Annotated in this window: 12 protein-coding genes; 5 read left to right on the top strand and 7 right to left on the bottom strand. The window is 71.6% G+C overall.

From position 1 onward, the window contains the following. Nucleotides 1–37: 37 nt before the first annotated feature. The 3 genes from ABIA35_RS26100 to ABIA35_RS26090 all read left to right on the top strand — a co-directional run bounded on the left by ABIA35_RS26100 (nt 38) and on the right by ABIA35_RS26090 (nt 2,524). Nucleotides 38–802: a Clp protease N-terminal domain-containing protein gene (locus ABIA35_RS26100; RefSeq protein ID WP_370359649.1), complete on the top strand. Its 765-nt coding sequence runs from the start codon at nt 38–40 to the stop codon at nt 800–802. A gap of 251 nt (nt 803–1,053) precedes the next feature. After that, complete coding sequence (locus ABIA35_RS26095) at nt 1,054–1,800, top strand: hypothetical protein (RefSeq protein WP_370359647.1); 747 nt, start codon at nt 1,054–1,056, stop codon at nt 1,798–1,800. Between the two features lie 178 nt (nt 1,801–1,978). After that, the gene (locus ABIA35_RS26090; protein WP_370343613.1) at nt 1,979–2,524 is read left to right on the top strand and encodes a DUF5134 domain-containing protein; all 546 of its coding nucleotides are present in this window, start codon (nt 1,979–1,981) and stop codon (nt 2,522–2,524) included. 43 nt (nt 2,525–2,567) lie between these two features. Here ABIA35_RS26090 and ABIA35_RS26085 read toward each other — a convergent pair whose 3' ends face one another. The 3 genes from ABIA35_RS26085 to ABIA35_RS26075 all read right to left on the bottom strand — a co-directional run bounded on the left by ABIA35_RS26085 (nt 2,568) and on the right by ABIA35_RS26075 (nt 5,707). Continuing rightward, on the bottom strand, nt 2,568–4,271 hold the full coding sequence (locus ABIA35_RS26085; RefSeq protein ID WP_370343612.1) for a copper resistance protein CopC: 1,704 nt from the start codon (nt 4,269–4,271) through the stop codon (nt 2,568–2,570). Continuing rightward, entirely contained in the window at nt 4,268–5,044 is a 777-nt protein-coding gene (locus tag ABIA35_RS26080) for a YcnI family protein (RefSeq protein WP_370359645.1), read from the bottom strand. The genes ABIA35_RS26085 and ABIA35_RS26080 overlap by 4 nt, the downstream gene beginning before the upstream one ends. Before the next feature lie 84 nt (nt 5,045–5,128). After that, the gene (locus ABIA35_RS26075; RefSeq protein ID WP_370359644.1) at nt 5,129–5,707 is read right to left on the bottom strand and encodes a hypothetical protein; all 579 of its coding nucleotides are present in this window, start codon (nt 5,705–5,707) and stop codon (nt 5,129–5,131) included. A 192-nt stretch (nt 5,708–5,899) separates the two neighbouring features. Here ABIA35_RS26075 and ABIA35_RS26070 point away from each other — a divergent pair, with 192 nt between their 5' ends. Continuing rightward, nucleotides 5,900–6,850, top strand: a complete 951-nt coding sequence (locus tag ABIA35_RS26070; RefSeq protein WP_370343609.1) for a cytochrome c oxidase assembly protein — start codon at nt 5,900–5,902, stop codon at nt 6,848–6,850. An 82-nt stretch (nt 6,851–6,932) separates the two neighbouring features. Here the strand turns inward: ABIA35_RS26070 and ABIA35_RS26065 are convergent, their stop codons facing one another. From ABIA35_RS26065 to ABIA35_RS26055, 3 genes are all read right to left on the bottom strand, one after another. After that, nucleotides 6,933–8,267, bottom strand: a complete 1,335-nt coding sequence (locus tag ABIA35_RS26065) for a lipase family protein (protein ID WP_370359643.1) — start codon at nt 8,265–8,267, stop codon at nt 6,933–6,935. A 206-nt stretch (nt 8,268–8,473) separates the two neighbouring features. Next, the gene (locus ABIA35_RS26060) at nt 8,474–10,300 is read right to left on the bottom strand and encodes a hypothetical protein (RefSeq protein WP_370359642.1); all 1,827 of its coding nucleotides are present in this window, start codon (nt 10,298–10,300) and stop codon (nt 8,474–8,476) included. Between the two features lie 60 nt (nt 10,301–10,360). Next, on the bottom strand, nt 10,361–11,425 hold the full coding sequence (locus ABIA35_RS26055) for an ATP-binding protein (protein ID WP_370359641.1): 1,065 nt from the start codon (nt 11,423–11,425) through the stop codon (nt 10,361–10,363). An 86-nt stretch (nt 11,426–11,511) separates the two neighbouring features. Here ABIA35_RS26055 and ABIA35_RS26050 point away from each other — a divergent pair, with 86 nt between their 5' ends. Beyond that, nucleotides 11,512–13,608 (top strand): prolyl oligopeptidase family serine peptidase, encoded by a 2,097-nt coding sequence (locus tag ABIA35_RS26050; RefSeq protein ID WP_370359640.1) that lies wholly within the window; start codon nt 11,512–11,514, stop codon nt 13,606–13,608. Nucleotides 13,609–13,625: 17 nt separating this feature from the next. Here the strand turns inward: ABIA35_RS26050 and ABIA35_RS26045 are convergent, their stop codons facing one another. Continuing rightward, nucleotides 13,626–14,243, bottom strand: coding sequence for an SRPBCC family protein (locus ABIA35_RS26045; protein WP_370343603.1), 618 nt, complete (start codon nt 14,241–14,243; stop codon nt 13,626–13,628). Between the last annotated feature and the right edge of the window lie 37 nt (nt 14,244–14,280).

Raw genomic sequence — 14,280 nt, 5'->3', positions numbered from 1 at the left:
CCACGGCAACCGTCCGATTGACTGCCAGAATGGCCGGGTGCCCGAGCTCCCCGACCTCCCCTCCCTGATCGCCGAGCTGGACGCGCGCACGGCCGCCGGCGACGGCGGCAGCGACAACGACACCGGCACCGGCACCGGCACCGATCTGGACCGCCTCGCCGCCGCCGAGCAGATCGCCGACGAGCTCTCAGCGCTCGGCGCACGCCTGGTCGGGTACTACGTCGAGCAGGCGCGCGCCCGCGGCAGCTCCTGGGCCGACATCGGCAACCATCTGGGCATCAGCCGGCAGGCCGCGCAGCAGCGCTACGCCCCGGCGCGCTTCCAGCTGACGCTCAGCGACCTCCTCGGCACCGGCGGCCTGAGCCGGGTCACCGAACGCACCCGCGCCACGTTGCTGCGCGCCGAACAGCACGCCGGCCGGCTGGGCAGCGCGACGGTCGAGCCCCGCCACGTGCTGCTCGCGATGCTCGACGACCACGACACCCTGGCGGCTCAGGCCCTTGATCTGCTGAAAGTCGACACCGCGGATCTGCGCGCGGCACTCGACACACCGCACGGCACCGCATCTTCGCGTACCGTCGCGCCGCCGCTGGGTACCCCGGCGCGCCGTCTTCTGGAGACCGCGCTCGCCCAGGCGCTCAAGCTGAACCACAACTACGTCGGCACCGAGCATCTGTTGCTGGCGGTGGCCCACACCCCCAACGATCCCGCGGCGCAGGCGCTCGCGGACCGCGGGGTCGGCTACGAGCAGGCCCGCGAAGCCGTGCACGCGGCGATCGACGAGTACCTGCGGCGCCGCTAGGAAGCGCCGAGACACCAAGACATCAAGGCACCGTGGCAGCGAGACACCGAGACACCGCCTTCCGAACTCGCGCGCGGCGACAACCTGACGGCCCCGGCATCCGTGGGGTGGTCGGAAGAGTCCGGGACACCCGGGCGCAGCATGGGGATGAGGGGCGGAACGGATGCGCGGACCCGACGAGAAGGAGTTCGGCCGCCCCGGGGCAGAGCGCTGCGCCCTCGACGCCGCCACCGACACTGCTGCCGGCGGCCGTGGACCCCTCCAAGGTCCTCGACTACGTGGACTTCGTCAGCTACGCGCCGAGAAACGCCGCCAACCTCGGCACGTCCGCGAAGGGACTGGCCGTCTCGACCTCTACAGCGCGCGATGCCATGGAGCTGCTGAGCAAACTCGACCCCACCCTCGTCCACGTCGCGAAGACCGCGCCCGACGGCTTCGCGAAGCTGGTGGCCGACAACGACCCGAAGGCCGTGAACGAGACCGCTGTGAACGCGAGCGTGCTGTGGACCGAGGACGGACTGCCGGCGACAGCAGTGCAGGCCACCGGGGCGACGACCCGGGCCGGCACCCTGAGCCTGTCGTTCATGGATTCGTCGGAGGGGGGGATGGACGGGATGGCCGGCTGTGCGGCGGACTACAGCAATTCGCTCGTGATACTGCATCCCGAGCAGACTCCCCAAGGCGGCTGGACAGATACGGCGCAGTGGACTCCGTGCACCACATCGACGCTGTCCGACGGATCAGTTCTGAAGACTTCCAGCAAGGACTACGGGCCCTTCTCCGCCGTTTTCGCGGTCCGACTGTTCCCTGGTCATCGCGGTGCGGTGGCGGCCACGTGGTTGAACTTCGTCTCCCCCGCGCCCAGCTCCGGGCTTCAGCAGCCGGGGCCGAATCCCGAGCGCGCTTTGCCTCAGGACCCGGTGTCCGAGGCGATGCTGCGGGCGGCTTTGTCCGACACGAAACTGGTGCCGCCGCTGCCACCGGCGCCGCGCCCCTAAGGGACAGTCCGAGCCCTGTCATACCGGCCCGCTACGGTGTCCCTCGGTTTCGCCGCATTCGCCATGGACTATCCCGGCTTCCGGTCGGGAAGGCTCTCCGTGGGGACGGTCGGTGGGTGTTCCGTGGGTGTTTTGTGGGTGGTCGGTGGAGCGGTGTCGAGCCGAGGGGTTGTCGGGAATGGACATGGGTTCCGGCGGCGGTTCGGTGCCGGTGGTACTGGCCGAGCTCACGCTGTTCTGGGCGGCGACGGTTGTGCATGTGCTGCGTCTGCTCTCGCCGACACGGCTTCCGGACACGGACCGGCCGGCCGATGCCGGGCACGCGGTGATGGGCGCGGGCATGACGCTCATGGTGTTCCCGGGGGTGCCGGCCGGCGCGCTGCACGCCGCCGCCATCGGCTACGCGGCTCTGGGCGCGGCCTACTTCGCGCGCGCCACGCTGCGTCCGAGCCCGACCCAGCACCGGTGCCAGAACGCGGCGATCGGCGCCGGCCAGGCCGCGATGGCGTACATGCTCGACGCGCCGACGCATCCGCCGACGTGGGTGCCGCTCGGGGTCGCCGGCGTGCTGGCGGGGTGCGCGGTGGTGCACGGCCGGCGGCTGGTCGACGCGCGGCACCGGCACGGCGGCACGGCCGGGGCGCCGCGGTTGCTGGTGACCGTGCCGCATGTCGGCGCGCTGCTGATGACGCTGACGATGGCGGCGATGGTCGGGATCATCTGAGTTCTGATACCGACCGCCGCCGCCATCGCCGGCGTCGTGGGGCTCAGCGGATCGTGACCGGAACGGTGACCGTCGTCTCGTCGATGTCGTCGGTCCGCACCGTCACCGCCAACTTCCAGCTGCCCGGCAGGGGGATCGTCGCGTTCCCGTAGTAGTGCGACGTCCCGGCGCCGCTCAGGCTCACCGGCAGCGGGCCGAGCTGCCGGTCGGGCAGCGACAGCGTCGCGGTCAGCTGCGGCACCGCCTCCGGCTCCCCCGACGGCGCGACGACCTCGATGTGCACCAGGTCGGTGCCGGCCTTCGCGGGCGAGACGAAGATCTGCACGCTGCCCTTGCCGTTCGGGCCGCCGGTGTCGAAGGCGGCGGCCGTCGAGACCGGCGCCGCGAAGGCAGTGCGCGCGGGAGGGGCGTTGACCAGCATGGCCGTGACGGTCAGCACCCCGATCGCGAGCACCGCCTCCAGACCTGTCGAGCGGCGCAGCTGCCGGATGGCGACCTCGTCGGGCGCCGCGCGATCAGCCAGGTAGTGCGCGATCCACACCCGGGCCAGATACCCCAACGCCACGATCAGCCCGACGCCGAGCAGCTTGACCAGCAACAGCTTGCCGTAGACGGTGCCGGTCAACGCGCCCAGCGTCCCGACCTGGCGCCAGGCCTGGTACGTGCCGCTGGCGACCAGCACGCCGATGCAGCAGGCCGCGATGGTCGAGAACCGCCGGATCGCCGGTGCCAGCACCGCCGGATCCACTCCGGACCCGGTCTTCGTGCCGCCCCCCACCGGACGCAGCAGCGCGGCGACGACGACCGTCAGCCCGCCGAGCCACACCGCCATCGCCATCACGTGCACGACGTCGAGCGGCAGCGCGAGCGCGACCTGGGAACCGGTGCCGGCGTGGTCGGCGGTGGCCCACGTCGCCGCCATCGCCACGGCCAGCGCCGCCCCGGCCGCGCCGGCCGCGATCCGCATCCGGATCGAGGCCTGCTCCAACCTCGGCAGCAGCACCGCCAGGCCGGTGCCGAACGCCCCGAGCAGGAGCAGCCGGACCGACAGCGCGGTGCCGAGCCGGGTCCCGATCGTGGTGCGCAGCACCGCGCTGTCGAAGACCCGGCCCAGCCCGAAGCCGCCGTCATAAGGGCCCTGCAACCCGAGCACGGCCAGGGTGGCGGCCACCAGGGCCGCCCAGCCCGCGCCGATCAGGGTCTGGACCCGGCGCGACGCTGCTCCGGCCGGCCAGCAGCACAGCAGGAACGCCGTCGCGCCGACGGCCAGTGCGAAACCGCCGTAGGCGACGCCGCGGGCGATCCCGTACAGGACCCCGACTGTCTTGCTCCCGGCGGCGTTCAGGGTGTCCTGGGACACCGAGGTCGTCGAGGAGGCGCCGACGCTGAACGTGAACGCCCCCGAGACCGGGTGCGAGTCCGCCGAGATCACGTGCCAGGCCACGGTGTAGGTGCCGCGACCGAGGTTGGCGGCCAAGCCGACCTCGACCGTGTCGGAGTGCCCGGCCGGGTGCGAGGGGCTGCCCTCGTCCACCCGCGCCCCGGACGGCGAGAACACCCGCAGCGCCCCGAACTGCATCTGGACCGGCTCGTCGAAGCGCACCGACACCGCGCTCGGCGCGGTGGCGACCACCTGGCCGTCCCCCGGCGACGTCGAGACGACGGTGGCGTGCGCGGACGCGGAGGGCGCCACGGCGACGAGCACCGCGACGACCACCGCGACCACGCAGGCGAGGCGACGCATCATTCCGGCGTCCCGGCTCCCTTGCGGCGCGCCGCGGCGAAGCCGAACGCGCCGGCGCCCAGACCCAGGACGCCGACGACGATGCCGGCGATGCCGAGCGCGCGGGCCGTCGAGTCGCTGGTCTTGGCCGAGGCGGCGGTACCGGCGGCGGTGGTCGAACCGGCCGAGGAGGCCGAGGCCGTCGCGGTCACCTGCGAGCCCGAGGCCGGAGCCGAGGACGAGGACGAGGACGAAGCCCCGTCGGGAGCCGCCGCCGTCAGCGTCAGCACCGGAGCCGGGTGATCGGGCTCGGGCTGACCGGGCTGCTGGACGTCGATCCAGCGGACGACATCGCCGTTGGAGTAGGTCTGCAGGGCTTTGAACGTCAGGCTGTCGGCGTCGTCCGGCAGGGCGCCGAGCATCACGCGGAAGCCCTGGTACTGCCCGACCGGGATCTGGCCGCCGCTCCAGGTGATGCGCTGCACGACCTGGGTGACCGTGCCGTCGTCGGTCTTGATCGGAGTGGGCAGCGTCAGGTTGTCGACCTTGACGGTCCAGCCCGGCGTCGGCTCCGGCAGCACGCCGGTGATCGGCTTGTCGGTCGGGAAGTCGACCTCGATCTGAGTGGTGCTCGCCTGGGCTTCCTCGTTGGGGACGCGGAAGGTCAGCTCGACGTCGCTGCCGCCCTTGGGCGAGGTGTTCGGGCCGATGGTGACGTGCGCGGACGCCGGACCGGCGATCGCCAGGACGGTGCACACGGCGCCGGTGACCGCCGCGGCGCGGAAGAACTTGGACATAGTGGTATCTCCACGGTGATAGAGAGCACGACAAAATGGCGGAGCCGCCGCAGCCCCGGACGAAGCGGGGCTGATGATGTTCCGTTACCGACCGGAAGCCGGCGGCGGCCCTCTCCTGATCACCGTGAACAGCAACGCGCGCGCCGCGGCCGGCCGGCAGACCTCCGGACCGAACGCGGGCACCGCAGGAGGCGCCGACCGGATCGGCCGCGTCCCCATGGCCCACCACGCCACCATCCGCCACGACGCGCCGAGGACCACTCGGGCCCGCTCGACGGCGGCGAACAACGCGGCCTCACCGCGGCGCAGCCACCAGGCGGCGGTGGCGGCGGCGAGGATGTGGGCGATCGTCATGCCGGATGAGTTTCCGGATATTTGCCCCATACCAGGCATGGCAGACATAGTCGGGGCCTGCACAGCGTGGAACAGCAGGTGCAACCCGATCTGCGAGCCGCCGACGAGCAGCGCGATCGATCCCAGGCCGCGTTCGCCGAGCGCCGCGGCGATCCGCGCGAAGCAGAACACCGCCACCGCGCCGAACACCTGGGCCGCTACCGGAATGCCCGTGCCCGACATCAGGCGGTGTGCCGCGACCGCCAGCAACGTGCAGACCGCTGCGAAAACAGCGGCCCGCGCGTTCGGGGCGACACTCCTGAGGTCCATGGCGGACACATCATCGCATCGGTTCCCCACGCCGTCCGTCATGCCCCGCCCGGTTTCGGCCCAACCGGGACACACCGCCCGCGGGGAGCGAAAGGCGGTGTGGGACGATGGGCCCCTAACCGGGCCACCGACGGCCGGAACCCGCCACTCCCCGGTCAGCAACCACTCACGAGGAGCACAAGGAGCACGCCCATGGGCGACGGGATGAGCGGCCCCGGCTGGATGCCCGAGGCCCCGGTCTCGCTCGGCCGGCTGCTGGCCTGGCATCCGCAGCCGATCCCCCTGCTCCCGGCGGCCTGCCTGTTGGCGGCATTGCTGTACGTGATCGGAGTATGGCGCCTGCACCGCCGCGGCGACTCCTGGCAGCCCGGCCGCACCGTGGCCTTCCTGCTCGGCATCGCGACCATCATCGAGGTGACCGCGACCGGCATCGGCGGCTACGGGATGCAGCTGATGAGCGTCCACATGGTCCAGCACATGGTGATGTCCATGGTGAGCCCGGTCCTGCTGCTGCTCGGCGCCCCCATCACTCTGGCCCTGCGCTCGCTGCGGGCCGCGCCCCACGGCCGCCTCGGCCCGCGCGAAGTGCTGGTGCACGTCCTGCACTCGCGCTTCGCCAAGGTGATCACGGCACCGTGGTTCACCCTGCCGGTGTTCGTGGCGAGCCTGTACGGGCTCTACTTCACGTCGCTGTTCACGACGCTGATGAGCACCTGGTGGACACACGACCTGATGCTGGTCCACTTCCTGGCCGTCGGCCTGCTGTTCTTCTACCCGATCCTCGGCGTCGACCCCGGCCCCCGCCGCGCCAACCCGGTGCTGGGCATCCTGGAACTGTTCGGCGGCATGCCGTTCCACGCCTTCTTCGGCATCGCGGTGATGATGGAGAGCTCCCTGACCACCACGGTGTTCACGCACCACCCCGCCAGTTGGCCGGGGACCGCGCTGTCGGACGAGCACGCAGCCGGCGCGATCGCGTGGGCGTTCTCCGAGATTCCGAGCGTGCTGGTGCTGCTGGTGCTGTTCATGCAGTGGCGGAAGGCCGACACCCGGGACGCCGTACGGCGGGACCGGGCCGCGGACCGCAACAACGATGCCGAGCTGAACGCCTACAACGAGTATCTGGCCGGACTCAATCGCTGAACCGTGCGCGCAAAGCGCATCCCGCGATGCCGCCTGAGCAGCTCGCGGGATGCGATCGGTCACACAGAAGCCTTGGCCTCGCTCAAGAACCCGACACCACCTGCTCCGGCGCCAGCGAGTTCCCCGCCGCGATCGAGCCGCAGTCGGAGGGCGCGGTGTGGCCGGCGAAGCGGTCGTTCAGCCACAGCAGGGCCAGCGGGGCCCAGGCGGCGGCCGTGCCGATGTGGCTCAGCAGGTCGAACTGGTTGAACTCGATCGAGCTGTCGCCGGTGGCGCAGTACTGGCGCGCCAACGCTCGAACGTCGCCGGCGACCATCACGCCGTCGCCGGTGCCGATGCCCGGCGGGCTGGAGAAGGTGCCCTCCAGGACGCCGCCGTCACCCTGGCCGATGAAGCCGGGGATCGTGGGGGTGCCGGCGGAGCCGAGGTTGATCTTGTTGACGGCGGCGACGAATTCGGGGACCGAGTCCGGGTTCGCGTACTGCGGTTTGGCCATCTTCTGCCACGTCAGGCCGGGGTACTCACCGAGCGCGTTGACGATCGAGCCCTGCTGCAGCTGGTTGTAGACCTGCATGCCGTAGGAGTTCAGGTACTTGCTGAAGTCGATGCTGTAGGAGCGGGCGACGCCGATGATGGCCATCGGGATGACGCCGGACCAGACCAGGGAGCCCGAGACGTACTTCAGGTTGTGTGCCGGGTCCACCAGCAGGCCGCCCTCGGCGAAGCCCACCAGGTTGCGGTTGACGTCGGGGGCGTACGAGGGGGCCAGGGCCGCGGCCCAGTCGGTGGCGATGGCGCCGCCGGAGTAGCCCTCCAGGGCGAACTTGGTGCCGTCGTTCATGCCGGTCCCGGCGGCGCTGCTTGTGGAAGCGCGGATCGAGTCCAGGGTGGTCGTCCCGTATTCGGGTCCGGCGGCGAAGTCCGCGGTCTGGCCCTCGGTGTCGGGGATGACGACGTTGTAGCCCTCCAGCAGCAGCGGCGCCAGGAAGAGGGTCTCGGCGTTCGGGATGACGCCGCCGAGCGAGACGTCGCCGGCGATGGCGCGCGAGGGGCTGTCGGCCGGGTTCAGCGAGTCGTAGAACGAGTCGTAGGAAACGGCCCTGCCGGCGTCGCCGGTGATGCTGCGGATCACCGACGTCACACCGGCGGTGGCACGCCCCTGCGCGTCGGTGGTGCGGTACAGGATCTGGATCGCCGTGACCGGCGTGGGGATCCCGAGGACGTGGTACTGCAACGTCCGCGTGTCCAGGACGGTGCCCGGCGCGTACGAGGACAACGGCGCCGAGCCGCTGTAGCTGTAGAACGAGTCGGACGAGGCGGCGGAGGACGTCGCGGCCGTGGCCGTGCCGATCCCGGCGGCCCCGAGGGCCACCACGGCGGCGGTCGCGAGGGCACGCCGAACTGGTCTTCTGCGCATGGCACTCCTTGGCGGGTGAAGTGGATCACAGACCTGACTCGGAGTAAGTTACCAACCGGTAATCCCGGTGTACAGACCTGGAAACGAGCAGTTCACCGCCGGATCATGGCACTGTGGCAGGCCCCTGCCACACCGCCACACGGATGACAGACCCGCGTTCCGGACGCCGTTCCCGCCCGTCCCGGGCCCGTCCGGAGCCGGAAACCTCAGCGGAACCCGAACACCGGCCCGTGCGGCTTGAACGGCAGCGACAGCCCGGCCGGGACCAGATAGGCGTGCCGCCGGCGCACCGTCAATACGTCACAATCCCCATCGGTGATGATCAGGATCGGGGCGTCCTCGGGGAAGTCGGCGGCCTTCTCCAGCAATCGGATCCCGGGCTGCAGCACCGTCCCGCCGCGGCCCCACACCCGCAGCCGGTGACCGATCTCCTCGACCGGCACGTACCCGGCGTCCTTGGGCGTCGCGTCGCAGTAGACGACCCGCACCGCCGGGACGTCGCGGGCCGCGGCGAACGAGGCCACCGCGCCGAGCGCCTTGCCCAGCTGCCGGACGTCCATCGACGCCGAGGTGTCCAGCAGCACGCCGAAGGTCACCCGTGGCACCAGCTCGGTCGGGTGGTGGCGGCCGGGGCGGGGGATGTCAGGGGTCGATGACTGACGCCGCGAGGGCCGCGCGTAGCTGCGGGTCGGCTCCACGCGCGGCAGATACTCGTCGAACCAGCGCGCCAGCTGCGCGTCCCACTTCGGCGGCGGCTGCTCCAGCGCCTTGATCTCCTGGGTCAAGCCGGCCGGCAGCAGGCCGCGGTCGACGTCGCGGTGGAAGGACACGCCGGTGAGCAGCGCGCGCCGGTAGAAGTCGTCGAGGTCCGTGACGCCGCGCCGGTCCGCCGCGCCGGGCAGCGGTTCGTGCAGCACGTCGCCGACGCCCGCGCCGCGCAGGGTCCGCAGCTTGCGGACGCGGCGCAGGTCCCGCGCGATGCGGTCGTAGACCTCCTCGGCCGACATGCCGGCCAGGTCCGGGTCGTACAGACACCCGTCGGGCATGTCGCCGACGCCCATCTCCAGCAGCCAGCCGTTGATCACGTAGTCCGCGGCCACGTTCCACAGGAAGCGGTCCCGGCCGCCGACGCGGTCGCCGTGGCGCAGCGCGGCGTGCAGCATCTCGTGGGCCAGCACAAACCGCCATTCGGTCTCGCTCAGCGCGGCCAACGGGTTGATGTACACCTCGCCGAGCGCGGCGTCGACCGCGGCGATCCAGATCTGGTGCGCCTGCGCGATGTCCAGGTCGGAGACGATCGTCAGCCCGGAGGCGATGCCGCCGAGCAGCGGATAGGAGGCCACGAACCAGCTGAGCGCCAGCTCCCACGGCTTCTTGCGCCGGGCGCCGTGGCTCATGCTCTCGCGGCCGCCGCCCGCGACGTCCACGGCGGCCGTAACGGCCCGGGACAGCGACCGCGCGAAGCCGGCCTGCCAGTCCGGTACCTTGCCGTCGGGCGTGCGCCAGCTCTGGGTGTAGGCCACGAGAACCTGGTCCGGGTCGGGCCCGGCAGTGCCGGTCAGCTCCGGATCGGACAGGTGCGGCGGCACCCCGAGGCGGCGCCAGCGGTCGGCCAGCGTCTCCTCGTCCGAGCCGCTGGTCTCCACCAACTCCGGCGGCAGCGGCTCGCCGATCCTCAGCGAGTCCAGGAACCGGTTGACGACGGCGCAGCGCGCGGCGATCGCCACGGCGTCCGGCTGCGGACGGTCGCCCGCCTCGTCCGCCGGGACGTGGCCGAAGCCCAGGTGCAGCTGCGCGTGCGCGACGGCCCAGGCCCACTGCTCCGGCGTGGCCCGGTGGGAGCGGGAGACGTGCACTGCCCCGTTGGAGTCGACGACGCAGAAGCCGCGCTCCGGCGCGTGCGGACACTGCGGGGCCCGGCAGACCGAGCCGACGCGCAGGTGGGAGAAGGCCGGATGCGCGGAGAGCAGGGCCATGCCCGCCTCGAAGTCGGCGAGGGTCGGATCCGGGATCTTCTTCTTGGACTTGCCCATCAGCCTCTGGTTCCACCTCCGGTTGTGGCTCAGGTTGTGGCTCAGGTTGTGGCTCAGGTCCTACTGCCGGGCGGCGACCAGCCGCGGCAGGTCGCGCGCGGCCTCGACCAGGAACCACGTCGGCAGCAGCGGCACGCCGTCCTCGTCGTCGGCGAGGACGGTCTGCGCGATCTCCAGCGAGATCTCCGCCAGCTCGACGAGCAGCGCCTTGGCCCGGAACGCCAGCTGCCGCCCGGCGTTCGAGCCCTGGTTCTTCTCCGCCGGCAGCTCCTTGACCAGCCGCGCCCGGAACGCCTCGGCGAGGTAGTAGAGCAGGTCGCGGTCCTGCCGCCGACGCGGCCAGGAGGCGTCGCCCTTCAGGATCGCCTCGAAGCCGTAGGAGTTCCGCACGATCTTCACCCAGCCGCAGAACCCGGCGGCGTGCGACGGCGTCAGCGTGCCGGAGGCCAGGACCTTCAGCATGTCCTCGTCGGGCGCCTCGCCCCAGGAGTGCAACGCGTCGGAGAGCATGTGCCAGGACCGCGGCGTGGAGAACGCCTCCTCGGTCTTGGGCGCCTGCGACCACAGCTGGTCCGGCCGGTCGGTGAGGTAGTCGAGCACCCACGGATGCACGTTGTTGGCCCCGGCCCACTCGAACCAGTCCACGGCCGAAGCCCGCAGGTGCACATGGATCAGCCGGTTCACCAGCGCACTGGCCATCGGCCGCGCCAGCGCGTTGTCGGTGGCCCGGTTGCCGGCGCCGATGACGATGGAGCCCGCGGGCAGCTCGTAGGAGCCGATCCGCCGGTCGAGGATGAGGCTGTAGAACGCCTTCTGCACATCCGGCGAGGCGGCGTTGAGCTCGTCCAGGAACAGGCAGTACGGCTCGTCGCGCGCGATCATCTCCGGCGGGCAGAAACGGCTGCGCCCCTCCGGCGTGATTTGCGGGACCCCGATGAGGTCCTCGGGAGCGAGTTGGGTACCCAGCAGCGAGACGCAGGGCAGAGCGAGGCTGTCGGCGAAAGCCCGCACCAGCGAGGACTTGCCGATGCCGGGCGCGCCCCACAGGAAGACGGGGCGGACGGTCGCGGTGGCCAGCAACAAAGGCGGGAGCTGGGAGGGAGTGACAGTGATCGCGGACTGCATCGTGCCTACATGGTCGCCCGCGACCAGCCGGATGTCATGGGAATTTTCAGATGCGCGCAAAGCCGCGACAGCTACTGTGGCCCCCGATGACTGAGCACATAGCGGAAACCGAAGCCACCCAGCCAGCCGACGCCCAGAGCCTCCTCGACGCCCAAAGCCTCTCCGATGCCCAGAGCCCCTTCGAGGACCTGGCCGGATTCATGGAGATCCCCCGGGTGAGGGGCCTCGCGCTGTCCCCGGACGGCAACCGCCTGGTGGTCGGGGTGCAGCACCTGTCACCGGACGGCAAGAAGTACGTCTCCTCCATCTGGGATGTCGACCGCGACGGCGGCGCCCCGTTCCGGCTGACCCGGTCGGCGGCCGGCGAGTCGGCCCCGGCGTTCCTGCCTGACGGCTCGCTGCTGTTCGCCGCCAAGCGCGCCGACCCGGACGCCGACGCCAAGGACGGCGAGGACAAGGGAAACGGCGGCGGCCAGGGTCTGTGGCTGCTGTCGGCGCGCGGCGGCGAGGCCCGGTTGCTGGCGGCGCCGCCGGCCGGGATCGGGCAGGTCCAGGTCGCCGCGAAGACCGGCCGGATCGTGCTGTCGGCCAAGGTCATGCCGCAGGCCGGGGACCTCGAAGACGACGCGGCGCGCCGCAAGGCCCGCAAGGACGCGAACGTCACCGCGATCCTGCACACCCAGGCGTGGGTCCGGCAGTTCGACACGCAGATCGGCCCGGACGGGATCCGCCTGTTCGTGGCCGAGGCCCCCGGTCCGGACGGAAAGCTGGAGCTGCGCGACGCCACCGGGGACCTCGGGCCGGCGGTGGACTCCTTCGGCGTCACCTCCGACGGCTCGAAGGTCGTCTACGGCATCACGGCCGCCCTCGCGAACAGCGAGCACGCCGCCGAACTGCGGGTGCTCGACGTCGACTCCGGGAAGTCGGCCCTGTTCGCCGGCGACCCGGGGCACCAGCACTACGACCCGACCATCTCCCCCGACGACACCACCGTCGCCTTCGTTCGCAGCGAATCCGCCACCTTCGACGCGGCCGGCAAGCCCACCATCCACCTCCAGCCGCTGGCCGGCGGCCCGAGCCGGGCCCTGGCCGAGCGTCTGGACCTGTGGCCGCAGGGCCTGGTGTGGGCGCCGGACTCCTCAGCCCTCTACTTCACCGCCGACCAGCTCGGCCGCGCGCCGGTGTTCAAGGTGGACCTGGCCGGCGGCGAGGTCACCCGGCTCACCGGCGACCGCGCGGCGTACACCGGCCTTCAGGTCTCCCCCGATGGCCGGACCCTGTTCGCGATCCGCACCGCCGTTGACGCCACTCCGCGTCCGGTCCGCCTGGACGCCGCGGCCGAGGACCAGGAACCGGTTCTGCTGTCGGCGCCCGGCGACACGGTGCGGCTGCCCGGCTGGGTCGAGGAGGTGACCGCGACCGCCGAGGACGGCACCGTCATCCACTCCCGGCTGGTCCTGCCGAACGCCGCCGACGGCCCGGCCCCACTGGTCGTGTGGATCCACGGCGGCCCGCTGATGAGCAGCAACTCCTGGAGCTGGCGCGCCAATCCGTGGGTTCTGGTGCAGCGCGGATACGCGGTCCTGCTGCCGGACTACTCGCTGTCCACCGGCTACGGCCAGGCGTTCGTCGACCGCGGCAAGGGCGAGGGCAGCGGGGTCCCGTTCCACGACATCATGGCCGCCACCGACGCCGTGATCGACCGGCCGGACATCGACGGCACGCGCACGGCCGCCATGGGCGGCTCGTTCGGCGGCTACCTGACCAACTGGATCGCCACCCAGACCGGCCGTTTCAAGGCTCTGATATCCCACGCCGGCGTCTGGAACGCGCAGCTGCGCACGGTCTCGGACGTACCGTGGTTCTTCCGGCAGGCCTACGGCGACGTGTTGCTGCGGCCCGAGCACGCCCTGCGCTGGTCGCCGCACCTGTACGCGGACAACGTCAGCACGCCGATGCTCGTCATCCACGGGAACAACGACTACCGGGTACCGGTGGCCAACGCGCTGTGGCAGTGGCAGGACCTCCAGCGGCGGGGCAAGGAGGCGAAGTTCCTGTACTTCCCCGACGAGAACCACTGGATCCTGCGGCCGCAGGAGTCGAAGCTCTGGTACGAGACGGTACGGGCGTTCCTGGCCGAGCATGTGCTGGGCCAGGAGTGGCAGCAGCCTGATCTGGTGTAGCCGCCCCATCAGCCCCATCAGTGATGGCAGGCCTGGGCTTCGGCGCGCGCCTTGAGGTCGGCCAGCCACTCGTCCAGACCCGGCGCCAGGTAACGGATCGCGGTCGCCGGGTCCGCCTCGATCTGCGCGCCGGTCCAGCTCTCCTCGGTGCGCACGATCACGCCGCCGGGGACCTTGATGAAGTTCCAGACGTGGGTGCCTCGGTCGATGCGAAGCCCGTCGCCGATCGCCGGGCCCATCCAGCGGATGCACTGGCCGGGGCGGACGTCCTGCACCGTCGAGGTGACGACCAGCGTGGTCGCGGGCGTCGAGGCGGTGGCCGGGGCCGGCGTCGTCCACCGGAACTGCGATCCGGGGCGCAGCCGGCCCGGCGTCAGCGGCTCCATGGTGCTCACCGCGCGCTGCCACTGCGGCCAGGCCGCGACGTCGGTGTGGACGCGCCACACGGTGCTCAGCGGCGCCTTGATGAAGATCTGTGTCTGGTAGTGCAGCTGCGCGGCGGGGTCGATGCCCTGGCCCTGGCAGGTCAGGGGGCGCTGCGCGGCGCCGGACGCCTGCGCCTGGGCCGGTGCGGCCAGGCCGCCGACCAGCGCGGCGGCGGCCAGCGGGAGGGCGAGCAGAGCGGTGCGTGACATGGTCCGTGTCATGGTGCGAGTCCCATCAGTTAGCCAT

It is taken from the genome of Catenulispora sp. MAP12-49, assembly GCF_041262705.1.
GTDB lineage: Bacteria > Actinomycetota > Actinomycetes > Streptomycetales > Catenulisporaceae > Catenulispora.
Note: the sequence above shows the minus strand (reverse complement) of the source record. Positions and strands in the feature narration are given on the sequence as shown.

Bases quoted from the DNA above. Each gene is read 5' to 3' on its own strand.
- ABIA35_RS26090 (WP_370343613.1), top strand. From the start codon at position 1,979: ATGGACATGGGTTCCGGCGGCGGTTCGGTGCCGGTGGTACTGGCCGAG.
- ABIA35_RS26085 (WP_370343612.1), bottom strand. From the start codon at position 4,271: ATGATGCGTCGCCTCGCCTGCGTGGTCGCGGTGGTCGTCGCGGTGCTC.
- ABIA35_RS26080 (WP_370359645.1), bottom strand. From the start codon at position 5,044: ATGTCCAAGTTCTTCCGCGCCGCGGCGGTCACCGGCGCCGTGTGCACC.
- ABIA35_RS26075 (WP_370359644.1), bottom strand. From the start codon at position 5,707: ATGGACCTCAGGAGTGTCGCCCCGAACGCGCGGGCCGCTGTTTTCGCA.
- ABIA35_RS26070 (WP_370343609.1), top strand. From the start codon at position 5,900: ATGGGCGACGGGATGAGCGGCCCCGGCTGGATGCCCGAGGCCCCGGTC.
- ABIA35_RS26065 (WP_370359643.1), bottom strand. From the start codon at position 8,267: ATGCGCAGAAGACCAGTTCGGCGTGCCCTCGCGACCGCCGCCGTGGTG.
- ABIA35_RS26060 (WP_370359642.1), bottom strand. From the start codon at position 10,300: ATGGGCAAGTCCAAGAAGAAGATCCCGGATCCGACCCTCGCCGACTTC.
- ABIA35_RS26055 (WP_370359641.1), bottom strand. From the start codon at position 11,425: ATGCAGTCCGCGATCACTGTCACTCCCTCCCAGCTCCCGCCTTTGTTG.
- ABIA35_RS26050 (WP_370359640.1), top strand. From the start codon at position 11,512: ATGACTGAGCACATAGCGGAAACCGAAGCCACCCAGCCAGCCGACGCC.
- ABIA35_RS26045 (WP_370343603.1), bottom strand. From the start codon at position 14,243: ATGTCACGCACCGCTCTGCTCGCCCTCCCGCTGGCCGCCGCCGCGCTG.